23 protein-coding genes are annotated in these 22,408 nt (G+C 72.3%); 16 read left to right on the forward strand and 7 right to left on the reverse strand.

The window, feature by feature from the left end; genetic code table 11:
• Positions 1-16: 16 nt before the first annotated feature.
• Together M8C11_RS14320 and M8C11_RS14325 are read right to left on the reverse strand one after the other, a co-directional pair.
• Entirely contained in the window at positions 17-865 is an 849-nt protein-coding gene (locus M8C11_RS14320; protein WP_252450004.1) for a hypothetical protein, read from the reverse strand.
• Positions 866-1,004: 139 nt separating this feature from the next.
• Entirely contained in the window at positions 1,005-1,754 is a 750-nt protein-coding gene (locus tag M8C11_RS14325; RefSeq protein ID WP_252449881.1) for an FKBP-type peptidyl-prolyl cis-trans isomerase, read from the reverse strand.
• Positions 1,755-1,817: 63 nt separating this feature from the next.
• On the opposite strand from M8C11_RS14325, the gene M8C11_RS14330 reads away from it, so the two are divergent.
• Entirely contained in the window at positions 1,818-2,210 is a 393-nt protein-coding gene (locus tag M8C11_RS14330) for a PPOX class F420-dependent oxidoreductase (protein ID WP_252449882.1), read from the forward strand.
• A gap of 47 nt (positions 2,211-2,257) precedes the next feature.
• Here M8C11_RS14330 and M8C11_RS14335 read toward each other — a convergent pair whose 3' ends face one another.
• Positions 2,258-3,277 carry a Ku protein gene (locus tag M8C11_RS14335; protein WP_252449883.1) on the reverse strand — a complete coding sequence of 340 codons (1,020 nt, stop codon included), beginning with the start codon at positions 3,275-3,277 and terminating at the stop codon, positions 2,258-2,260.
• A gap of 87 nt (positions 3,278-3,364) precedes the next feature.
• Between M8C11_RS14335 and ligD (M8C11_RS14340) the strand changes: the two genes are divergently transcribed.
• The 10 genes from ligD (M8C11_RS14340) to M8C11_RS30535 all read left to right on the forward strand — a co-directional run bounded on the left by ligD (M8C11_RS14340) (position 3,365) and on the right by M8C11_RS30535 (position 13,082).
• On the forward strand, positions 3,365-4,303 hold the full coding sequence (ligD, locus tag M8C11_RS14340; RefSeq protein WP_121685815.1) for a non-homologous end-joining DNA ligase: 939 nt from the start codon (positions 3,365-3,367) through the stop codon (positions 4,301-4,303).
• A complete protein-coding gene (gene ligD / locus M8C11_RS14345) occupies positions 4,293-5,207 on the forward strand; it encodes a non-homologous end-joining DNA ligase (protein WP_120572011.1) in 915 nt (304 codons plus the stop codon). The genes ligD (M8C11_RS14340) and ligD (M8C11_RS14345) overlap by 11 nt, the downstream gene beginning before the upstream one ends.
• A 58-nt stretch (positions 5,208-5,265) precedes the next feature.
• The gene (locus M8C11_RS14350; protein ID WP_252449885.1) at positions 5,266-5,982 is read left to right on the forward strand and encodes a TIGR03089 family protein; all 717 of its coding nucleotides are present in this window, start codon (positions 5,266-5,268) and stop codon (positions 5,980-5,982) included.
• 443 nt (positions 5,983-6,425) lie between these two features.
• Entirely contained in the window at positions 6,426-7,283 is an 858-nt protein-coding gene (locus tag M8C11_RS14355) for a GNAT family N-acetyltransferase (protein ID WP_252449886.1), read from the forward strand.
• A complete protein-coding gene (locus M8C11_RS14360; RefSeq protein ID WP_252449887.1) occupies positions 7,276-7,572 on the forward strand; it encodes a hypothetical protein in 297 nt (98 codons plus the stop codon). The genes M8C11_RS14355 and M8C11_RS14360 overlap by 8 nt, the downstream gene beginning before the upstream one ends.
• A gap of 243 nt (positions 7,573-7,815) precedes the next feature.
• The gene (locus tag M8C11_RS14365) at positions 7,816-7,926 is read left to right on the forward strand and encodes a toxin-antitoxin system HicB family antitoxin (protein ID WP_252449888.1); all 111 of its coding nucleotides are present in this window, start codon (positions 7,816-7,818) and stop codon (positions 7,924-7,926) included.
• Positions 7,927-8,068: 142 nt separating this feature from the next.
• Positions 8,069-9,028: a zinc metalloprotease gene (locus M8C11_RS14370; protein ID WP_252449889.1), complete on the forward strand. Its 960-nt coding sequence runs from the start codon at positions 8,069-8,071 to the stop codon at positions 9,026-9,028.
• A 1,056-nt stretch (positions 9,029-10,084) separates the two neighbouring features.
• A complete protein-coding gene (locus M8C11_RS30415) occupies positions 10,085-11,176 on the forward strand; it encodes a hypothetical protein (RefSeq protein WP_305884544.1) in 1,092 nt (363 codons plus the stop codon).
• A gap of 60 nt (positions 11,177-11,236) precedes the next feature.
• Positions 11,237-11,812 carry a tetratricopeptide repeat protein gene (locus M8C11_RS14380; RefSeq protein ID WP_252449890.1) on the forward strand — a complete coding sequence of 192 codons (576 nt, stop codon included), beginning with the start codon at positions 11,237-11,239 and terminating at the stop codon, positions 11,810-11,812.
• 7 nt (positions 11,813-11,819) lie between these two features.
• Positions 11,820-13,082 (forward strand): glycosyltransferase, encoded by a 1,263-nt coding sequence (locus M8C11_RS30535; RefSeq protein ID WP_252450005.1) that lies wholly within the window; start codon positions 11,820-11,822, stop codon positions 13,080-13,082.
• A 30-nt stretch (positions 13,083-13,112) separates the two neighbouring features.
• On the opposite strand, the gene M8C11_RS14390 is transcribed toward M8C11_RS30535, so the two are convergent.
• Positions 13,113-14,792, reverse strand: a complete 1,680-nt coding sequence (locus M8C11_RS14390; RefSeq protein WP_252449891.1) for a DNA repair helicase XPB — start codon at positions 14,790-14,792, stop codon at positions 13,113-13,115.
• A gap of 194 nt (positions 14,793-14,986) precedes the next feature.
• Between M8C11_RS14390 and M8C11_RS14395 the strand changes: the two genes are divergently transcribed.
• The gene (locus M8C11_RS14395) at positions 14,987-15,862 is read left to right on the forward strand and encodes a L,D-transpeptidase family protein (protein ID WP_252449892.1); all 876 of its coding nucleotides are present in this window, start codon (positions 14,987-14,989) and stop codon (positions 15,860-15,862) included.
• A 121-nt stretch (positions 15,863-15,983) separates the two neighbouring features.
• Complete coding sequence (locus M8C11_RS14400; protein WP_091414684.1) at positions 15,984-16,220, forward strand: hypothetical protein; 237 nt, start codon at positions 15,984-15,986, stop codon at positions 16,218-16,220.
• Position 16,221: 1 nt separating this feature from the next.
• Here M8C11_RS14400 and M8C11_RS14405 read toward each other — a convergent pair whose 3' ends face one another.
• Positions 16,222-18,687 (reverse strand): helicase-associated domain-containing protein, encoded by a 2,466-nt coding sequence (locus M8C11_RS14405; protein WP_252449893.1) that lies wholly within the window; start codon positions 18,685-18,687, stop codon positions 16,222-16,224.
• A gap of 37 nt (positions 18,688-18,724) precedes the next feature.
• Here M8C11_RS14405 and M8C11_RS14410 point away from each other — a divergent pair, with 37 nt between their 5' ends.
• Entirely contained in the window at positions 18,725-19,348 is a 624-nt protein-coding gene (locus tag M8C11_RS14410; RefSeq protein WP_121686356.1) for an HAD family hydrolase, read from the forward strand.
• A gap of 28 nt (positions 19,349-19,376) precedes the next feature.
• Positions 19,377-19,763 (forward strand): cold-shock protein, encoded by a 387-nt coding sequence (locus M8C11_RS14415; RefSeq protein ID WP_026267952.1) that lies wholly within the window; start codon positions 19,377-19,379, stop codon positions 19,761-19,763.
• On the opposite strand, the gene M8C11_RS14420 is transcribed toward M8C11_RS14415, so the two are convergent.
• Positions 19,724-20,554 (reverse strand): 1,4-dihydroxy-6-naphthoate synthase, encoded by an 831-nt coding sequence (locus tag M8C11_RS14420; RefSeq protein ID WP_013473740.1) that lies wholly within the window; start codon positions 20,552-20,554, stop codon positions 19,724-19,726. The two genes, M8C11_RS14415 and M8C11_RS14420, sit on opposite strands and share 40 nt — an antisense overlap.
• 34 nt (positions 20,555-20,588) lie before the next feature.
• A complete protein-coding gene (locus tag M8C11_RS14425) occupies positions 20,589-21,299 on the reverse strand; it encodes a TetR/AcrR family transcriptional regulator (protein ID WP_252449894.1) in 711 nt (236 codons plus the stop codon).
• A 116-nt stretch (positions 21,300-21,415) separates the two neighbouring features.
• On the opposite strand from M8C11_RS14425, the gene M8C11_RS14430 reads away from it, so the two are divergent.
• Positions 21,416-22,399 (forward strand): NAD(P)-dependent alcohol dehydrogenase, encoded by a 984-nt coding sequence (locus M8C11_RS14430; protein ID WP_252449895.1) that lies wholly within the window; start codon positions 21,416-21,418, stop codon positions 22,397-22,399.
• Positions 22,400-22,408 lie beyond the last annotated feature (9 nt).

Raw genomic sequence — 22,408 nt, forward strand, 5'->3', positions numbered from 1 at the left:
CAGCCGGCGGCCGGACTCACCGCGGCAGCGCCGCTCCGGCCGAACGCTGCGCCGGAAGGCCGATCGGGGCCTTCGCCGGGATGATCGTGCGGCAGCGCGTCGCGATCGGTTCCAGCAGCTCCCGCAACCGGGCGGTACGCTCCGCGCCCAGCGCCCGCCACGGACCCGACGCGGCCCGGTCGGTGGCCTCCTCGACCACGCGGAACGTCTCCGTGGCGTACGGCGTGGGGCTCAGGTCGGCGGTCAGCCAGCCCTTGTCCACCAGGCGCTGCTCGGCGGCGGTCCACTGCTCGTCGGTCCAGCCCCGGGCCGGCTGGTGGAACTCGCGGGACTGGTCGACCCGGCACCGCCAGGCCACCACCTCGACCGGTTCCAGCCCGGTCGTGACCAGCGCCGCCACGTGGCCGTCGCCGCGGTGCTCGCGCAGCGTCGCGGCGGCCTGCCAGAGCCGGGCCAGCGGGTACTCGCCCCGGGGCAGGGCGGCGTTCACCGCGCCGAGCACCCGCCCGGCCGTGTCCACCAGCCCGGCCGCCTCCTCCAGCAGGTCGGCGGCCTCGACCAGATGCGACTCGGGCAGCTCGTAGGTGAACTCGGCGAGCGCCTGCACACCACCGGTGAGCCGGGCCCGCAGCGCCTCCTCCGGGGAGGCCAGACGCCACACCGACGGCAGGGCGCGGGCCACCATGGCCGGCGCGAAGCTGAAGAACGCAGCCGTCACCGCCGGCGCGTCGACCGCCCCGAGCGGCGCGGCCCGGCCGGCGAAGTAGCCGCGCCAGTAGCCCCGCAGCCCGACCGCCTCGAACGCGGCCCGGGCACGGGGGTGAAAGTAGGTCACCGCGTGGACCGGCTCGTAGAGCGTCCACATCTGCCGGGTCACCCCGGCCTCGTCCAGCGCCGCCACGTGCACCTCCGCGTCGGTGGGCAGATCACCACGGGCGGACGTGCCGCCCGTGGTGACCATGAACCTACTGCCGCTGGGTGACCGGACGGAAGCCCGGAGTGATCTACTGCGCAGCGAGCACGTCGACGACGAAGCGCAGCGGCCCGGCCGGACGACCGCCCGCGGCGTCGTTGCCGTACGCCAGCTCGGCCGGAAGGTCCAGCTGGACCCGGCTGCCCACCGGCACGCCGACCAGGCCCTGGTCCCAGCCCTTGATGACCTGGCCCACGCCGATCTGGAAGGTGGCCGGCTGGCCGCTGTCCCAGGACGCGTCGAACTGCTTGCCGTCCTTGTAGAACACGCCCACGTAGTTCGTGGTGATGTTCTGGCCGGCCTTCACCGCCGGGCCGCTGCCCTTGACGAGCGTGGTGACGGTGAGCTTCTTCAGCTCACCGGTGCCGGCCTGCACGGTCGGCTTGGTCTTCAGCGCCGGGTCGAAACCGGCGGGCAGCTCCTGGGCGGGCGCGGTGGGCTCGGCCGGCGCGGTCGGGCTGGCCGAGGAACCGGCGGTGGACGCCTTGTCGTCGTCCCCGCTGTTCAGCCAGACCAGGCCGCCGACCAGGGCCACCACCGCGAGCACGCCCACAGCCGCGCCGAGGATCGACTGCCGGCGGCGACGCGCCTCGGCTGCCTTCTTCTCGGCCAGCTGGGCGGCCAGCCGCCGCTGTGCCTTGGTGGCCGGGGCCTGGCCCGCCGACCGGTTCTCCACACGCTCGCTCACGTCGACTCCCTGCAGGGTGGGTGGGTGCGCCCCCGGCGGGCCGCCGCCGAGGCCAGCGCACACGGTACCCGCCCGGAGCCCCAGCGTGCCCATACGGCCGCCACGATCCGGACACGAAGCCCGATACGAGGGCACCGCGCGGGGTAGTTTCCGACCATGGCGATCCTCAACGAAGAAGACCTGGCCCTGCTCGGCGAGCCGCAGCTCGCGCACGTGGCGACGGTCGAGGCCGACGGCACCCCGCACGTCACCCCGGTCTGGGTGGACACCGACGGCGAGCACGTCGTGTTCAACACGGCCAAGGGCCGGCAGAAGTACCTGAACATGTCCCGCAACCCGGTGGTCGCGGTGTCGGTGGCGGACAAGGCCGACGACTACCGCACCCTGTGGATCAAGGGCACCGTCGAGTTCGTCACCGAGGGCGCCGACGAGCACATCGACCGGCTGGCGAAGAAGTACCTGGGCCAGGACACCTACCCCTGGCGCCGCCCCGGCGAGGAGCGCGTCATCGTCCGCGTCACCCCGACCGAGAAGCTCGGCCGCGGCTGAGCGGCGCGGCCCCGCCGTCCCTTGAGGCGGGGCCTTCGCCGTACGCGTCAGGCGCTCTTCTTCGCGGCCGTCTTCTTCGCCGGGGCCTTCTTCGCGGCGGTCTTCTTGGCCGGTTCGGCCTTCTTCTCCGCCGCCTTCTTGGCGGGCGTCTTCTTGGCCGCGGTCTTCTTCGCCGGTTCGGCCTTCTTCTCCGCCGCCTTCCTGGCCGGCGCCTTCTTCGCGGCCTTCTTCGCGGATCGGGCCGACGAGATCGGGGTCGGCTCGGCACCGCCACCGGACGGCGCCTCGCCCCGGGCCGCCCGGGCCCGCTCGACCGACGCCTTCAGCGCCGCCATCAGGTCCACCGCGGCGGCCGGCGCGGCCTCTTCCTCCTCCGGCTGCACCACCTCGCGGCCCTCGACCTTCGCGTCGATGACCTCCTGCAACGCCGCCCGGTAGTCGTCGGTGAACGCGTCCGGCTCGAACTCCCCGGCCATCGAGTCGATCAGCGAACTGGCCATCGCCAGCTCCGGCGGGCGTACCTTCAGATCCTCGTCCAGGAAACCGAAGTCCGGCCGGCGGATCTCGTCCGGCCACAGCATCGTGTTGAGCAGCAGCACGCCCTCACGGACCCGCAGCGTGGCCAGCTGCTCGCGCTGGCGCAGCGCCACCTTGACGATCGCCACCCGCTCCGAGTCGGACAGCGCGTCGCGCAGCAGCACGTACGGCTTCGTCGCCGAGCCCTCCGGCTCCAGGAAGTACGCCTTGTTGTAGAGGATCGGGTCGACCTGCTCGGCCGGTACGAACTCCAGCACGTCGATCGCGTGCGACGTGCTCAACGGCAGGTCGGCGAAGTCCTCGTCGGTGAGGATGACCATTTCGCCGCCGCCGATGTCGTACCCCTTGGCGATGTCGTCGTAGGTGACCTCCTCGCCGCAGACCGAGCAGGTGCGCTTGTAGCGGATCCGGCCGCCGTCCTCACGGTGCACCTGGTGGAAACGGATGTCCTTCTCCTCGGTGGCCGAGTAGACCTTCACCCCGATCGACACCAGGCCGAACGACACCGCTCCTTTCCAGATCGCCCGCATTCCCGCGCTCCTCTCCCCGGTTGACCACCAGAATCGCAAACGATCGAACGGGACGCACGCGCTTCCGTGCGCAACTACAGTCAGGAGGTGCCCGGCGCGCCGTTGAAGCCGATGCTCGCGACGACCGGGCAGCTCCCGGCCGGCGCCGCCTGGTCGTACGAGTTCAAGTGGGACGGCGTACGCGCGCTCGCCGACATCTCCCGCGGCGACCGGCACTTCTACGCCCGCTCCGGCGTCGAGATCACCACCGCGTACCCGGAACTGCTCAACCTGGCCGAGCAGGTCGACGACGCGCTGCTCGACGGCGAGGTGGTCCTCTTCACCGACGGGCAGCCCTCGTTCACCGCGCTCGCCGAGCGGATGCACGTGCGCAACCCGGCGAAGGCGGCGCGGCTGGCGGCGACGGTACCCGTCACGTACATGATCTTCGACGTGTTGCGGCTCGACGGCGTCGACCTGACCGCCCGGCCGTGGCGGGAGCGGCGGGCGGCGCTGGAGTCGCTCGGGCTCGGCGCCGCCCGGTGGGCGGTGCCGCCGGTCTTCGGCGACGGCCCGGCCACCTACGCGGCGGCCGGCGAGCACGGGCTGGAGGGGGTGATGGCCAAACGGGTCGACTCGCTCTACCGGCCCGGCGTGCGGTCGCCGGACTGGGTGAAGGTCAAGCTGGAGGTCACCGCCGACTTCGTGGTCGGCGGCTGGCGGCCCGGCGCGCGGCGCGTCGGCGGCCTGCTGGTCGGCGTGCCCGGCCCGGACGGTCGGCTGATCTACCGGGGGCGGGTCGGCGGCGGGATCGGCGCGGCGATCGAACGGGAACTGCTGCGCGAGCTGGAACCGCTGCGCGCCACCGACTCGCCGTTCGCCGCCGGTGTGCCGCGCGAGGATGCCCGGGGCGCGATCTGGGTAACTCCCCGGATCGTGGTGGAGGTCAAGTACGGCCAGCGCACGCCGGACGGCCGGCTGCGCTTCCCGCGCATCCTGCGCCTGCGCCCGGACAAGCCGCCCGAGGAGGTCGACGATGCCGTCTGACCGGTTCAAGGTCGAGGTCGAGGGGCGCTCGCTGGAGTTGTCCAACCTGGACAAGGTGCTGTTCCCGAAGGCCGGCTTCACCAAGGGCGAGGTGATCGACTACTACACCCGGATCGCCCCCGTGCTGCTGCCGCACCTGCGCGACCGCGCGCTGACCCGGATCCGGTTCCCCAACGGCGTCGACGGCGGCTCGTTCTTCGAGAAGAACGCACCCGCCGCGACCCCCGGTTGGGTACGTACCGAGAACCTGCCCGCCCCCGGGTCGACGAAGGGGCGGGAGACCATCGACTACGTGGTCTGCGACGAACTCCCAACACTCGTGTGGCTGGCCAACCTGGCCGCGCTGGAGCTGCACACTCCGCAGTGGAAGATCGGTGCCCACCCGGACATGATGGTCGTCGACCTGGACCCGGGCGCCCCCGCGGCGCTCAAGCAGTGTTGCCAGGTGGCGGTGCTGATGCGCGACCGGCTGGCTTCCGACGGGATCTCCTCGTTCCCCAAGACGTCGGGGAAGAAGGGAATGCAGCTCTGCTGCCCGATCGCCGGTACGCAGGACGCCGAGATCGTCTCCGACTACGCCAAGCGCATCGCGCAGGAGCTGGAGCAGGCGCACCCGAAGCTGATCGTGTCGAAGATGGCGAAGAACCTGCGCCCCGGCAAGGTCTTCATCGACTGGAGTCAGAACAACGCGGCGAAGACGACAGTGGCGCCGTACTCGCTGCGGGCCCAGTCGGTGCCGTCGGTGTCGACGCCGCTGACCTGGGACGAGGTCCAGGCCGGGGCGACGGGGAAACGGCCGTCGACGCGGCCGTACACGGCGGGCGAGGTGCTCAAGCGGGTGGAGAAGCAGGGCGACCTGCTGGCCCCGCTGCTCGACGGCGGTCCCGAACTGCCCGCGCGCTGACCCGGAGGGCCGGGCACGTCGGGCTAGGGTGGGCGGACCGGCAGACAGGAGTCCGCGCATGGCCCACCAGGCAACCGTCGCCGTCGCGCCCGACGCGGTCGGATACCCGCTGCTCAGCTACCACGACGACGCGACCGGGGAACGCACCGACCTCACCGCCGCGCAACTCGGCGAGTGGACCGCCCGCAGCGCCGGGCTGCTGCGCGACGGGTGCGGACTGCGCCCCGGTGACCGGGTGGCGGTGCTCCTGCCGCCGCACTGGCGTACCGCCGCGGTGCTGCTCGGGGCCTGGTCGGTCGGGTTGACGGTCTCGTTCCGGCCCCGCGCGCTGGCCGGACTGCCGGTGCTGGAACCGGGAGCGGACCGGCCGTACGACGCGGTGTTCGTGACTCCGGAGCGCCTCGACGACTGGCTGGAGGACGTGCCCGAGGGGACGCACCGCTACCTGGTGGGCACCGGGCCGGGCCCGCTCGCCGAGGTGCCGCCGGGCTGGCTGGACTGGTCCGCCGAGGTGCTGCGGCACCCGACCGACCCGCCGGACTACACAGCCGTCGACCCGTCCGACCCGGCCACGCCGGACGGCACCAGCTTCGGCGCGTGGCGCCGGCTGGCCGCCGAGATCGCCACCCAGCTCGACCTGCGCCCGGGCGACCGCCTGGTGATCGACCCGACCGAGGACGAGCAGCCCCTGAAGTGGCTACTGGCCCCCTTGTCCGCCCGAGCCACCGTCCTGATCCACGCCACCCCCACCCCCACCCCCTCGCCGTCTCGCTGATCTTGCAGTTGCGGCCCTCTCGGCGCCGGATTTGTGGCTCTTGCCGGGGCGGCAACTGCAAGATCAACGGGGTGGGAGTTGCGGCGTTCAGGGGTGTCCCTGGGGAAGCCCCGTACCCGTTCGGCGGGCCGTCGTCGGCGGCATGTCCCGTCGATCGGCAGGAGATCTTGGAGCCAAGCGGCCCTCATGGGGGCACTTTCCTTCCAAGATCTCCACGGGGTCTCACGGGATGAAACCCTGCCCCCACACTCTCGTCGATCTTGGAGTTGTGGCACCTCGCTCAAGCCGCTAAGCGGGCATCCGAGGCGCCCTAACTCCAAGATCGACGAGGGCTGGACGGGGCGGGAAGGTGGGGAATGTGGTTGACCGCGGGGAAGGGGGTGGGGCCTACTGCCTCCGGGAGTTGGGCCGTGGGGTCGGGCTCGGGGGTGGCGGGAGTGGGCGTGAGCGGGATCGATGGGCTGGTCTGGCGGGAGTTCGGCGAGGACGACCTGCCCGCGTTGACCGGGCTGGCGCAGGCGTGTCTCGCCACTGACGGCGGGTTGCCGCTGTTCGGGCGTACCCCGTTGGCGCGGGCGCGGCTGCTGCAGACGCGTACCCACGGCGCCTGGTCGGGCGACGACCTGGTCGCGGCCGTCGGGGTCGGCACGGCGCGGACGCCGGCCACAGCCACCGGCCTGGTGCACCCGGCGTGGCGCGGGCGCGGGCTCGGCGGCGCGCTGCTGGACTGGGCGGAGGGGCAGGCGGGCGACGCGGGCCTGCTGGTCACCACGGAGACGTGGAACGCCGCCGCGGAGGAGTTGTTCGCGGCGCGCGGCTACACGCGGACGTTCCTGGAGTGGGTGCTGCGGCACGACCTCGACGCGCTGCCCGAGGTCACGGCGCCGGACGGCGTGACTGTGGAGCAGGCCACGCTGGGGCCGGAGCTGTTCGCCACCTACCGCGCGTCGTTCGCCGACCGGCCCGGATTCGTCGAGCCCGAGGCCGGCGAGTGGCTGGGCGACCTGCGTGACGACGAGGACTTCCGCCCGGAGTTGACGCTGCTCGCGCGCGGCCCGGACGGTGAGGCGGCCGGCTTCGTCACAGTGCTCGACGACTGGATCGACCAGGTCGGCGTGGTGCCCGGGTGGCGCGGGCGGCGGGTCGGGGCGTACCTCGTGGCGCGCGTGCTGCGCGGCCTCGCCGACGCGGGCGCGGAGGCCGCGTGGCTCTGCGTCAACGACGACAACCCGGCCGCAGGCCTGTACCGGAGGCTCGGCTTCCGCGACTTCGGCCGTCGCGCCCGCTACCTCCGTGCCTGACCCGACCCGTGCGGCGATCGTGCGGGCCCTCGCCGACCTGTGGGCGAACGGCTGCCCGGTGCCCGCGCCCGAGCACCAGGAACGGCTCGCCGACGTGGGCGTGCGCCGCTGGCGCAGCGTCGCGCGCCGGCACCGGGGGCGGCGGCTCAGCACGGACCAGCGCATCCAGGATCTGGTACGCGGACTGGTAGCCGCCTTCGAGCCGGACCGTGCGCTGGTCGGGCCGCTGGTACGCGACTACGAGTGCGTGGCGCGCGCCATCGCCGGCGTCATGACGTCGGCCGAGTAGTGCCGTCGCGTCCCGCGCCAGTGGTACTGCTTGCGGTACCACGTACGTCAGGTGCTCAAGGCGATCGAGAAGAAGGAGGCCATGTGATGTCCGAGTTCCGTCCCGAAATCTCGCACTACACCTACCGCGTCACGTGGTCCGCCGACGATCAGGAGTTCGTCGCCACCTGCGCGGAGTTTCCGTCTCTGTCGTGGCTCGTGGCTCGCGACCTCGCAGATCGAGGCGCTGCAAGGGCTCCAAGAGATGCTGCGTGAGGTGATCGCCGACATGGCGGAACAGGAACTGGCCATTCATGCCGCCGAGGAGGGCATGAGCCTCAACCAGTACGTGCTGCGGAAGCTCAGCGCCGCCTGACCTGTCCCAAGGCGGCGGACTCGCCGGGGTCTGTTGCGGATGCCCATTGACGTGGTCTTATGGCGGGACGACGACGTCATCGATCCGCAGCTTTGACAACCCCGCGTCGGTACTCCTTTCATGCCTCTCGAAAGGTGCAACGATGCACAGGAAACCGACGATCCACCTGGCAGTGCTCGTCGCTGCCGCCGCCACCTTCCTGACCGCCGGCGGAGCCCCCGTCGCGGCCACGGCCGCACCCGTGACCGCCTCGCCCGCCGCCGCCGAGTGCGAGCCCGGCGCCGACCACCACAGTGCCGCCCGGGTACGCGAGGGCGCCACCGCCAAGGAGCCCGCGCTCTACTCGACGAACGAGGCCAAGGCGTACGGCGTCATCAAGGACTCGCCGCGCCTGGCCAACGGCAGCGTCACCGTGCCGACGATCTTCCACATGATCTCGGACCACGAGCTGAGCGCCGCCGAGAAGGCCCGCTGGAACACGCTCATCTCGGCGCAGATGACGGTGCTCAACGACTCGTTCGCGGGTCGTACGGCGGCCGACGCGTCGGACACGCCGTTCCGCTTCTCGCTCGTCGACACCACCTGGACCGTGAACAGTGCCTGGTACACGGTGGTGCCGGGCAAGAACGAGCGGGACATGAAGAAGGCGCTCTACACCGGCGACTCCCGCACCCTGAACGTCTACGCGGCGAACATCGGTGACGGCCTGCTCGGCTGGGCGTACTTCCCGAAGGGCTACAACAACGGCCGCGACTACATCGACGGCGTGGTGATGCTCGACGAGTCGATGCCGGGCGGCACGGCCGGCAAGTACGCGCTCGGTGACACGCTGACCCACGAGGTCGGGCACTGGCTGATGCTGGAGCACACGTTCGCGCACGGCTGCTCCGCGTCCGGCGACTTCGTGGCGGACACGCCGCGTGAGGCGGCACCGCAGTTCAACTGCCCGATCGGGGCGGACACCTGCACCGCGCCGGGTCTCGACCCGATCCACAACTTCATGGACTACACGCAGGACTCCTGCATGAACATGTTCACCCCGGGCCAGGCCGACCGGATGAGCGACGCCTGGGTGGCGTTCCGCGCCGGCGGCGCCGGGTAGCCGACTGGAAGTCGGTGCCGGCGGGTCGCTCTGCGGCGACCCGCCGGCCCGTCTCGGTCAGCCCCCGCGGGTCGGCCCGACAATCCGTGCGCGGGTCAGCTGGCGAACGGCAGGTGGCATCCAGCTCCCGCACCGATCACGCCACCACCGACCGGCACTCGCGGGCGAACTCGGTAGTGCTGGTGGTAGCCGCGCGGCGCCCTGTGCCGCTGGAAGACGTCCTTGAGTGTCCGGCCGCAGGCGGTGTGCACGCCGAGAACCTTGTCGGCCGTGACCAGCCCGTCGATGAGGCCGAACCTCGACCGACCGAGCCGAATTGTCCCTATGTCTCGGCTGTCAGCACCTGTTCGCCGACTCCGCCTTGCAGACCTACGAACCGGCGGCTGCCGCCCTGCTCACCCAGCGGGTCCTCGACTTCCTCAGACTCCTTGAGCCGCCAGAACTGACCGCCGGTCCGCAGGCGGTACGCCGACCACGGCCGCTCCGGCGCCCGCGCGATCCCGTGAGGGCAGCATGCGCGGCTGCGCCGGCTACCCGCGCCCGGCCGGCACCGTGCCCGGCCTTCCCCGGGCGGATCGAATTGGCGAAACGCGCGGCGACCGTGCGCGCACGACCGTCCGATCCCGTACGACCGGCTGACGCTCGCCCGGCGAGAAAGGCCAAGGTAGGAGCGGTGGCTCCGAAGGTATGCCTCCGACCCTGATCGCACCGCTTCCGGGCAAGCCGGGCCACTACGGACTCGCATTCGGAATCCGGGACCTCGGGCGGTAGGAGCGGATTCTCGACAAGCTGCCCGCGGCCGACGCCGGGGTCCGACTCGGCCAGGGCGCGGCGGCGTCCAGGCCGCCCCCGTCGATGAAGAACGGGTCCGGGGGCATGCGGTGGTCTGACACAGCGTGCGAAGGCGATGCCCAGGGGAGGGCCTCTCTTGGGTGTTTTACGCGTCTCTGGGCCTAAAACTACTTTTGCGCAGTATCGAGTGTAGTCGCCGATATTGTGACTTCTGCGCGTCCTGGGAAGGATCGCGATGCGCCGACCCGTTCCGGTGGAGGGGACATGAGGGAAAAGACGGAACGCAAGCCGTTGGCGAGTCTCAGGCACGTCAAGGCCGCGTCGGGCTTCAGCTCCGTGATGATCATTGCCGGGATGACCACCGGCGTGACCCCCGCTCAGGCGGCCGAGGTGGTCCACAACGCCCGCGCCGAGCGCAGCTACCAGGGCACGCCCGGGCCGGCCGGGCAGGCGCGCGTGTGGCAGCCCGGCGCAACCCTCGTGCGAGACGGCGGCCCCGACGGATGGTCCGATCCGCAGGGTTGGCAGTGGCAGGACCAGGAGCCGGGTCGGCGCCGCCATGACGGCAGCAAGGTGGGTCCGCAGGGTCCGCAAGGTCCGCAGGGTCCGCAGGGTGTGACGGGCGCGCAGGGTCCGCAGGGTTTCCAGGGTGAGCAGGGTCCGCAGGGTGCGACCGGCGCGCCTGGCCCGCAGGGCGAGCAGGGTCCGCAGGGTGTGGCCGGCTCGCCCGGTGCGCAGGGTTCGCCGGGTGCGCAGGGTCCGCAGGGCTCGTCCGGTCCGCAGGGTCCGCAGGGTTTCCAGGGTGAGCAGGGTCCGCAGGGTGTGACCGGCTCGCCTGGTTCGCAGGGTCCACAGGGTGTGGCCGGCGCGCAGGGTCCGCAGGGCTTCCAGGGTGAGCAAGGCCCGCAGGGTGTGACCGGCGCACAGGGTCCGCAGGGCGAGCAGGGGCCGCAGGGCCCGCAGGGCTTCCAGGGTGAGCAAGGCCCGCAGGGTGTGACCGGCGCACAGGGTCCGCAGGGCGCGCAGGGTCCGCAGGGCTTCCAGGGTGAGCAAGGGCCCCAGGGTGTGACCGGCGCGCAGGGCCCGAGCGGCCCGCAGGGTCCACAGGGTGCCCAGGGCGCCCAGGGTGTCCTGGCGGGCGTTCATGTCGTCTCTTCTGATGAGCCTGCGACCGGCTTCCAAACCGTCAGCTGCCCCGCCGGCGAAGTGGCGACGGGCGGCGGCTACATCACCAACGGGACCGTGAACGTGGATGCCCCGCTCGTAGACGGAGATACGCCGGTCGGATGGCAGGCCAACTTCCTGGGGACCGAGCCCGGCCTCGTCTACGTCATCGGCGCGCCCGCCGCACCGTGATCGGCGAAGCACACATCCAGAATGATCGGCAGGAAGAGGAAGACAGTGAGAATGCGACAGGTGTTCGGCACACTTGCCTGCGGCTCCGTACTACTGGCTGGGGTGGGTGCGTGCAGTGACGACAAGACACCCGCAACGAAGGGATCCGGCGGGACCGTCGCTCCAGGGGCCGCACAGGGGGACCCGAAGGTCCTGCTCCAGGAAGGTATCGAGCAGGGTCAGGCCGGCAAGTCCGACGAGGCGAAGGCAACCTTCGAGAAGGTGGTCGCGCTTCAGGGGGACAACAAGTTCGCCTGGTTCAACCTCGGCTACCTCGCCCAGTCGCGTGACGCAACCGACGAAGCGGTGGCGGCCTACGACAAGGCGCTGCAGATCGACGGCTCCTACCGGCCCGCCCTCTACAACAAGGCGATCCTGCTGGAGGAGGCGAAGCCGGACGAGGCGGTCGCGCTGTACCGCAAGATCGTCGATGCGGACGAGGGCGCTTCCACGGCGTACCTGCGGCTGGGGTTGATGCTCGTCAAGCAGAGCGACCGGACGGGTGCCCGGAAGGCGTTCGCGTCGGCGATCGACGCGGATCCGAAGCTGGCGCCGGCGGTCCCCGAGGACTTCCGCCCGCAGAAGACAAAGAGGTGATCGCGTGGTGAAGGCGCCACACGTCACGGTTTTCACGGGTAGCAACCGAACCCGATTCCTGGACGATTGTCTGCAGTCTCTGCTGGCGCAGACGTACACGGACTGGGAATGGGTGGTCATTCTCAACCAGGGCACCCGGTGGCGCCCCGAGGTGAACGATCCACGGATCCGCCTCCTGGTGCGGGACGGGCTGTCCGGTGTCGGTGCGGTGAAGCGACAGGCCTGCGCCGAGGCGTACGGGGACATCCTCGTCGAACTCGACGACGACGACCTGCTCAGCAGCGACTGCCTGGCGGAGGTCGTGGTCGCCTTCGACGCGAACCCCGGGGTGGGCTTCGTCTACAGCGACACGGCCCAGATCTGCGAGGACGGCGGCCGGGACGACTCGCGGTTCGCCGCCGCGCACGGGTGGCGCTACCGCGACGAGCGGGTCGACGGGCGTGAGGTGTCGGCCTGCTACTCGCTGGAGCCGACACCGCACAACGTCAGCTACATCTGGTACGCCCCGAACCACGTCCGGGCGTTCCGACGGGATCTGTACGAGAAGGTGGGCGGCTACAACGAGGAACTCGACGTGGCCGACGACCTCGACCTGATGTGTCGGCTGTACCAGGCGGCCGAGTTCCACCAGATCCCCAAGTGCCTCTACCTGCAACGGATGCACACCCGCAACACCCAGCGCGACCCTGAGGTCAACGCGCGTATCCAGCGGCGGTCCGTGGAGATCTACGACCGCAACATCCAGTTCAACGCGTTGGCCTGGGCGAAACGGCGGGACCTGCTGGCCCTGGACATGGGAGCGGCACACAACAAGCCGGAGGGTTTCCTCGGGCTGGACCGCCGCGCCGGGGACGGCGTGGACATCGTCTGCGACGTCACGAACGGGATCGACCTGCCGGACAACAGCGTCGGGGTGATCCGGGCGGTCGACTTCCTGGAGCACGTCCCGGACAAGATCGGACTCTTCAACGAGTTGTACCGGGTCCTCGCCCCGAACGGGCTGCTGCTGTCCCTGACGCCCAGCTCGGACGGACGGGGCGCGTACCAGGACCCGACGCACGTCGCGTTCTACAACGAGAACTCGTTCTGGTACTTCACCAACGACCAGTACGCACGTTTCGTGCCGGAGATCCGCTGCCGATTCCAGGTGTCTCGCCTGGGCACGTACTTCCCGAGCGATTTCCACCAGGCGAACAACATCCCGTACGTCGTCGCGAACCTGATCGCGGTGAAGGACGAGACCCGCAACGGAGGTCTGCTGACGATCTGAGCGGACCAGCCGAACGGGCGCGACAAGATCTCAGTCGACGGTCGGCAACTTCGGGCCGAGGACGTCGTCGGCGTCCACGATCGTGTACGCGTACCCCTGCTCGGCCAGGAACCGCTGCCGGTGCGCGGCGTACTCGGTGTCGATGGTGTCCCGGGAGACCACCGTGTAGAAGTGCGCCTGCCGGCCGTCGGCCTTCGGGCGCAGCACCCGGCCCAGCCGTTGCGCCTCCTCCTGCCGGGAGCCGAACGTGCCGGACACCTGGATCGCCACCGCCGCCTCCGGCAGGTCGATGGAGAAGTTGCCCACCTTGGAGATGACCAGGGTGCGGATCTCGCCGGAGCGGAACGCGTCGAACAGCCGCTCGCGTTCCTTGTTCGTGGTGGAGCCCTGCACGATCGGCGCGTCCAGGTATTCGCCGAGCTGGTGCAGCTGGTCGAGGAACCCGCCGATGACGAGGACCTGCTCGGACGGGTGCCGGTCCACCAGGGCCCGCACCACAGGCAGCTTGGTGCGGGCGGTGGCCGCCATCCGGTAGCGCTCCTCCGCCTCCGCCGTCGCGTACGCCAGCCGCTCGGCGTCGGTGAGCGTCACCCGTACCTCGGTGCACTCCGCCGGGGCGATCCAGCCCTGCTGCTCGATGTCCTTCCACGGCGCGTCGTACCGCTTCGGGCCGATCAGGCTGAACACGTCGCCCTCCCGGCCGTCCTCGCGTACCAGAGTCGCGGTGAGGCCGAGCCGGCGGCGGGCCTGGAGGTCCGCCGTGAAGCGGAAGATCGGCGCGGGCAGCAGGTGCACCTCGTCGTAGACGACCAGGCCCCAGTCGCGGGCGCCGAACAGGTCCAGGTGGGTGAACGCGCCGCCGCGCCGCGCGGTGAGCACCTGGTACGTGGCGATGGTGACCGGGCGGATCTCCTTGCGCTCGCCGGAGTACTCGCCGATCTCCTCCTCGGTCAGCGAGGTGCGGGCGATCAGCTCCCGCTTCCACTGCCGTCCCGCCACCGTGTTGGTGACCAGGATCAGCGTGGTCGCCTTCGCCTCGGCCATCGCCGCCGCCCCGACGAGCGTCTTGCCGGCGCCGCAGGGCAGCACCACCACGCCCGACCCGCCGGCCCAGAACGCCTCGACGGCCTCCCGCTGGTACGACCGCAGCGTCCACGGCTTGCCGCCGTCCTTGCCGGACTCGGCCAGCTCGATCGGGTGCGCCTCGCCGTCCACGTACCCGGCGAGGTCCTCGGCCGGCCAGCCCAGCTTGAGCAGCGCCTGCTTGAGCCGTCCCCGCTCGGACGGGTGCACCGCGACGGTGTCGTCGTCGAGTTTCGCGCCGAGCATGCCGGCGAGCTTCTTGCTCTTGGCGACCTCGATCAGCACCACCCGGTCCAGGGCGCGCAGCACCAGGCCGTGCACGGGGTCGTTGGCGAGCTGGAGCCGGCCGTACCGGTCCATCGTCTCGGCCACGTCGACGAGCAGGCCGTGCGGCACCGGGTAGCGCGAATACTTGATCAGCGAGTCGACGACGCCCTCGGCGTCGTGGCCGGCGGCCCGGGCGTTCCACAGGCCCAGCGGCGTGAGCCGGTAGGTGTGCACGTGCTCGGGGGAGCGTTCCAGCTCGGCGAACGGCGCGATCGCCATCCGGCACGCCTGCGCGTCGGGGTGATCCACCTCCAGCAGCAGTGTCTTGTCCGACTGCACGATCAGTGGTCCACCGCTCACGCCAGCGTCCTCTCGCATCGCCCGGAACCCCGGAACCTCGCGGTCCGGCACCCGTCGCCACCCGGGCTGACCTGCCGCGGGCCGACCATCCAGTGTTGCACGCCGGAGGGTGCGGCAAAAAAGTCTCGCTGGACAGGCAACGTCATACTCGTCCCACACGTCTAGCTAGCGGGACGACTGTCCAGGGAGGGCCCATGCAGCGTGTCCGGTTTCTCGCCCGGGCCACCGCCCTGGCGTTGGTCGTGCTGGTCGGTGTCGGCGCCTGTGCGCTCGATCCGCAGGCGGAAGGCGCCGGGGGGAGCACCCCCGGCCCGGTCGGGCTGACGGAGGGAGCATCGGGGGCGAGCGCGTCGCCCACGCCGGAACAGCCGGTCACGTCCCCGTCGGCGCAGCCGAGCCGGACGGCCTCGCCGAAACCCTCCCGGTCGCCCGGGGCGACGAAGACGACGAAGCCCGAGCCGAAGCCGAGCGCGTCCGCCGGGTGCCCGCAGGGGGAGCACCAGCGGGCCGTGGAGACCTACCTGACCCGGCTGGGCGGCTTCGGGACGCTGACCGTGGACGGCGAGCAGTCCGCCGCCGACTGCGCCGCGATCAAGAAGTTCCAGATCCGGTACGGGATCAGCCCGTCCTCCGGCCGCGCCGGCCCCACCACGTACGACGTGGCGAAGCGGCTCGCCGCCACCGACACCGCAAGGTGCAAGGCGGGTTCCCGGCTCACCTTCTGCGTCGACCTGACCCGGCAGACGGTCTGGGCGATGCGCGGCGGGAAGGTGGTGATGGGACCGACAGTCACCCGCACCGGCATGTCCGGCTACGCCACCCCCGCCGGCACGTACTCGGTGGGCCGGAAGAACCCGCGCGAGTGGTCCAACCCGTACGAGGTGTGGCTGCCGTACTGGCAGCAGTTCAACGGCGGGATCGGCTTCCACGAGACCACCACCTACCTGCACAACGGCGCGATCGGTTCGCACGGCTGCGTGAACCTGCTGCACCGTGACGCGGTACGCCTGTGGGAGCTGGGCTCGGTCGGCACCCGCGTGGTCGTGATCGGCCGCCGCCCCGGCACCTGAGCCCCGGAACCCGTTCCACCCGTGACCGGAGCGCCCGGATCAGGGTTTTAACCCCTGTCCGCGCGCTCCGGTTGGTGTAACCCTGGAAGCCGGGTCCATGCCGGGACGGGGAGGGACTGTCATGACCGTTGACCAGGACGTGCTTCCCGAGGACGAGCGGACGCGGCAGCAGGAGGTGCCCACGGCGGTCCTGCTCGCCTACGCGGCCGCCGCCGCGGGGGTGTTCGGCTGGTTCCTGTTCGGGCTGCTGGTGCAGCAGCAGGGCTTCGTCGACTCGGTGGGCGAGTCGGCCGGTGCCGCGTTCGCGTTGCTGCTGGCCGTGTCGGTGATCGGCACGCTGCGCCGCAACGGGGAGTAGCTCACTCCTCCAGCACGGCGGCCGTGATCCGGTGCAGCGCGAACGTGTGCAGCATCTCCGTCCGGTCGTCCTCGGCGCGCAGGTAGCCGGCGCCGATGGACACCGGGCGGACCAGCCGGGACGCGGTCGCCCCGTGCGCGTCGACGTAGCCCACCCAGACCAGCGCCTTGTCCCGTACCGCCTGTTGGAGCACCGCCAGCGCGTCGCCGTGCCCGGACACCGGCGTGGGACCACCCGTCGCCGCCGGGGCGCCGCGGACCACCGCCGGGGCCCGTCGTGCCGCCCGGGCCGCCGCCTCGCCGCGGCGGATCTGCTCCACCACGCCGAGCAGGCGGGGCATCGGCAGCTTCGGCGTGGCGAGCGGGTCCACCGCACGGCCGATCGCGGTACGGGCCGGCGCCCGCCGGGTCTTCGTCCGCGCCAGCACCATCGTGCCGCTGGCGTCCTCGGGCACCGGGGCGTACCCGGCGTCGCGCAGCGCGGTGAGCATCCGGTTGACCTGGTACGGGGTGACCAGCACCGTGGGCGCGAGCCGGCGGAACGCCAGCGGCTCCAGTCGCCGGTCCGCCTGCACCTCGGTGAGCAGCGCCTCGTCGTCGCTGCGCACGTACGCGCCGGCCGACCCGACGCGCAGCCCGCCGTGCTTGCGGGCCACGTCGTCGACCAGATAGGTCAGGCCCTGCGGGACCGGGGTACGCGACCGGCGGCGGAACAGCGCGTGCAGGTCGTCGGCGGTGTAGCCGGCGTCGAGCGCCCGCCGGATGCTCGCCGTGGTGACCCGGTGCACGCTGGCTCCGCCCGCGGACTCGTGCTCGGCCACCACGTCCAGTTCGGCGGCGAGCGCCGGGTCGGGCGGGCCGGGCACCACCACTGACAGGTCGGCCTGCACCAGCACGTGGTCGACCGGTGCGGGCAGCAGTCCGTCCAGCGCTCGTACGGTCGTCGACGCGTCGCCCGACTCGGCGTCGGAGCGCAGCCCGAGCGGGTCGTCCCCGCGTTCGTCGGCCTCGGTCAGCTCGGCGAGCAGCAGCCGCCCGTACGAGGTGAGCGCGCCGAGCCCGGTCACGCCCAGCGTGGCGGCCTCGGCCAGTACCTCCCGGTGCGCCGCCTCCCGCCCCCGGGCCCGCCGGGGCGCGCGCCAGTCCAGCAGCTCCAGCACCTCGTCGGTGGTCGGCGCGGTTCCGGGCGGCAGGTCGGCCAGCACGGCCAGCACCGCGCGCCGGGCGGCCGGCGCACCGGCCCGTTCCGCCTCGGCGGAGAGCACCGAGATGGGCCGGTCCCGGTCGTCGCGCTGCCCGATCAGGCCGGCCTGGCGGGGCATCGACATCCAGGCGCGGGCGAGCTGCTCCCAGCGTTGGGCCAGCGACACCGCGCGCCACACCTCGTATCCGCCGGTGGGCAGGATCTGCTGGTCGCCGCCGTACCGGGTGGTGGCCGCGCCGGTCAGCTCCATCTCACCGGTCAGCCCCGCCGCGTACGCCACCTCGAACAGCAGCGCGGTGGTCGGCTCGTCCAGCCCGAGACCACGGGCGAGTCGCCGCAGGTCGCGTACGCCGACGCCGCCGGAACGCAGGACCGGCGCCGGTTCCGCGGTCAGCGCCTCCAGCATCGCCTCGCTGTGCCGGACCATCTCCATGGTCTGCCCGGCCCCGGCCGAGTCGACTGACTTGACCTCGCGCGGCGGGCCGGACACCACCGGCGGGCCGGTGCGCAGCGGGCCGAGCGGACCGGCGTCGCGGCGCAGCACCAGCCCCACCTCGCGGGGCAGCTCGACGGTGCCGTTTCGGCCGCCGGACATCCGGACCAGGAGCCGGTGCTCGACCAGCCAGCGGATCGGGGAACCGGTCGGCGCTCCGCCGTTGACCAGGTCGGGTGGCAGCACGTCCTCGGTGCCGGTGGCGGGGGCCTCCAGCGCACCGGGGGCGACGGTCCCGACCGGCGGCCCGGCGGCGAGCCGGTCCAGGACCGCCCGGGCCGAGGGCGGCGCGGACAGCAGCGTCCGCCGCAGCTTCGCCGGGTCCGCGCAGAGCGCCGCCGCGCGCGGGTCCAGCTCCGCCGCCGGCCGACCCAGCCCCGCCGGGTACGGGGACACCTCGTCGATGCCGCCGGCCACGCACAGGTCGTGCTCGGGGCCGTACAGCAGGAACCGGGCCCGGAGCCGGTCGACGGCGGCGCGGACCGCCGTCGGTGCGGGCGGCTGCGGCCCGGCGGTGGCCATGGCCAGGATCTGGTCGGTGGAGGTGGCGCCCTCGGGGCTCCGGGTGAGCCGGGCGGCGTCGAGGATCTGGAGGGTGAACTGGTCCAGCCCGTCGAGCGCCCGGGCCACGGAGACCCGGGACTGGGCGCGCAGGGCGAGGGCGGACACGTCGGCCGGCACCGGCACGACGAGGTCGGGCCGCAGCTGGAGCAGGGCGGCAAGCGACTCGTCGGGGAGGGCCCGCAGGTGGTCGGCGAGTGAGGTGGTCATCGTCGTACCACGCTAGCCCGCTGGGTAGGTTCTCGGCATGTCTCCGCTGATGGTCGGCTTCGACCTCGACATGACCCTGGTCGACTCCCGGCCCGGGATCGCCGCCGCGTTCCGGGCACTGACCGCGCGCACGGGCGTGCACGTGGACGGGGAACTGGCCGTCTCCCGGCTGGGCCCGCCGCTGCGTACCGAGCTGGCGCACTGGTTCCCGCCGGAGCGGGTGGAGGAGGCGGTGGCGCTGTACCGGGAGCTTTATCCGGCGTACGCGATCACCCCGACCGTGCCGATGCCGGGTGCGGAGGCCGCGTTGCGCGCGGTGCACGCGCGCGGCGGCCGGACGATGGTGGTGACCGCGAAGATGGGCCGGCTGGCGAAGCTGCACCTGGACCACCTCGGGCTGCCGGTGGACGAGCTGGCCGGGGACGTGTTCGCCGAGCAGAAGGCGGTCGCGTTGCGCGAGCACGGCGCCACGCTCTACGTGGGCGACCACGTGGCCGACATGGCCGCCGCGCGGGCCGCGGGAATCCCGGGCGTGGCGGTGGCGACCGGCCCGTGCACGGCCGACGAACTGACCGAGGCCGGGGCGTACCTGGTGCTTGATGATCTCGTCGAATTCCCGAGGGCGCTGGACCGGATCATCGGGCTAGCCTTGGAGGGGTAGACGGTTCGAGTGGAGCGGGGTTCAACAGGTGCCGACGGGTCGAGTGAAGTGGTACGACGCCGCCAAGGGGTACGGGTTCGTCACCAGTGACGAGGGTGGCGACGTGTTCCTGCCGAAGGGCGCGCTACCGGCGGGTGTCGCCGACCTGAAGGGTGGCCAGCGGGTCGATTTCAGCGTGGTCGACAGCCGGCGGGGCGCCCAGGCGATGGGGGTCAAGCTGCTGGAGGCGCCGCCGTCGGTGGCGGAGCTGCGCCGCCGGCCGGCCGAGGAACTCCACGGCCTGGTCGAAGACATGATCAAGGTGCTGGAGGCGAAGGTCCAGCCGGACCTGCGCCGCGGTCGCTTCCCGGATCGGAAGACCGCCCAGAAGATCGCTCAGCTGGTCCACGCGGTGGCGCGCGAGCTGGAGGTCTGAGGGACGAGCCCGGCGTCGGCGGCCCGGCCCAGCAGCGCCTCCACGGCGGCGAAGCCGGCCTCTCCCAGGTCGGCGGTGAACTCGTTGACGTAGAGGCCGATGTGCCGGTCCACCACGTCGGGCTCCATCTCCTGCGCGTGCGCGAGGACGTACTCCCGGCTGGCCTCCGGGTCGGCCCACGCCTGGCGTACCGACTCGCGGATCCAGGCGGCGGCCTCGACCGGGTCCACGGCGCCCCGGCGGGCCAGGATCGCGCCGAGCGGGATCGGCAGCCCGGTGTCGCCCTCCCACCACTCGCCGAGGTCGACCAGCGCGGTCAGCCCGTGCCGCGGGTAGGTGAAGCGCGCCTCGTGGATGACCAGGCCCGCGTCGTACCGGCCGGCGGCCACGCCCGGCATGATCTCGTGGAACGGCACCACCTCGATGCGCGCCGGGGCCTGGTCGGCCGCCCACAGGCGGAACAGCAGGTACGCGGTGGTCCGCTCGCCGGGCACCGCCACCGTCGCGCCGGACAGGTCGGTCCGGTCACCCCGGGTCAGCACCAGCGGGCCGCAGCCGCGGCCGAGGGCGCCGCCGCAGGGCAGCAGGTGGTAGTCGTCGAGCAGCCACGGCAGCGCGGCGTAGCTGACCTTCACCAGGTCGAACGCCCCCCGCTCGGCGGCGGTGTTGGTGACGTCGACGTCCGCGTAGGTCACTTCGACCGCCGGTGCGCCCGGCACCCGGCCGTGCACCAGGGCGTCGAAGACGAACGTGTCGTTGGGGCAGGGGGAGATCGCCAGGGAGAGCGCCACGGTCCCACCGTAACCCCGGCGCCCGGCTGACCCGTCACCCCGTCCGGTGTGACGTCCAGCCGTCCCGGTGCAGCCGCTCGATGCCGTCCAGCAGCAGGTCCAGCGCGAACTCGAACTCGAACTGGTCGTCGCAGCCCGGCCCGACGACCGAGTCGCCGTCGTGGGACGCCGCGGTGGCGACGGCCGCGAGGTTGGGGAACCGGGCGGCCACCTCCGGCGGCAGGTCGGCCGGCGCCTCGGGCACCGTCGCACCGGACCGGCCGGCCTGGCGGGAGGCGTCGAACAGTTCCTGGCTGAAGCCCAGCACCCGGCTGCCCAGCGCGTGCATGACGTGGTGGGCCAGGTCGGTGGAGAACCCGCCCGCCCGCAACACGCCGACCGTCGAGTCGAGGTACGCGAGCACGGCCGGTGTGGCCATGGTCCGGGACTCGATCGCCAGCGACGCCCAGGGGTGGCGGAGCAGCATCTGTCGCGCCGACAGGACGCGCCGGCGGATCGCCTGCTTCCAGTCGCCGGCGGCCGGCGGGTCGATCTCCCCGACGACCATGTCGATCATGCCGTCGAGCAGTTCGTCCTTGTTGGCGACGTGCTTGTAGAGGGCCATCGGCACGACGCCCAGGTCCTGCGCGAGGTTGCGCATGCTGAGCGACTCGATCCCGGTCTGGTCGGCGAGCGCGACGGCGGCACGCAGGACGCGGTCCCTGGTCAGGGGTGCCCGGCGCACCGTCTCCACCTGCTCAGCCATGTCGTCCCCAGTCCTCCCGGTGGCCGTTGACACAGTAACCGCCTTGACGGGTGTACGGCGTACACCTAGCCTGGTCCCATCACGGTGTACGCCGTACACCTGGGAGGGAGTGGGACATGAAGGCGATCGTCCAGGACCGGTACGGCCCCCCGGAGACACTCGTGCTCGCCGACGTCGAGACGCCCGAGCCCGGCCCCGGTGACGTCCTCGTCCGGGTCGAGGCCGCCGCGGTGAACGCGTACGACTGGCACGTCATGCGCGGCGACCCCCGGCTGTCGCGGCTGGCGCTCGGCCTCGGGCGGCCCCGGGCCCGCGTCCGTGGCCGCGACTTCGCCGGCCGGGTCGAGGCCGTCGGCGCCCAGGTGCGGCAGGTACGCCCCGGCGACGCCGTCTTCGGTGACCTGGGCGAGGCCGACGGCGCGTTCGCCGAGTACGTGCGCGTACCCGAGCACCTGGTCGCGCCGCGGCCGGCGAACCTGACGCCGGCGCAGGCGGCGGCCCTGCCGCTGGCAGGCGTCACCGCGCTCCAGGGGCTGCGCGACGCCGGGCAGGTCCGGCCCGGTCACCGCGTCCTGATCAACGGGGCGTCGGGCGGCGTCGGCACGCTCGCCGTCCAGCTCGCGAAGGCGCTCGGCGCGACCGTGACCGGCGTGTGCCGCACCCGCAACGTCGCGCTGGTCCGCTCACTCGGCGCGGACCGCGTGGTCGACTACAGCCGTGACGACTTCACCCGCGCGGCGGACCGCCACGACGTGGTGTTCGACCTGGTCGGCAACCGCTCCCTCACGGCGTTGCGGCGGGCGCTGACGCCTTCCGGGACGCTCGTGCTCTCCGGCGGCGGCGTCTACCGCGGCGGCAGCCTGCTCGGCCCGATCGGGCTGCTGGCCCGTGGACGGCTGACGGCGCCGTTCGTCCGGCAGCGCGTCGTCGTCCTCGCCACCTCACCCGGCCGGGCGCACCTCGACGCGCTCCGCGAGCACGCCGAGGCGGGCCGCCTCACCCCCGTCGTCGACCGCACCTACCCGCTGCGCGAGGTGCCCGACGCCGTCCGCTACCTCGAAGGCGAGCACGCGCGCGCCAAGGTCGTCATCACGGTCTGAGGCTCCGCT

Source organism: Micromonospora sp. CPM1 (assembly GCF_023896895.1).
Lineage (GTDB): Bacteria > Actinomycetota > Actinomycetes > Mycobacteriales > Micromonosporaceae > Micromonospora > Micromonospora tulbaghiae.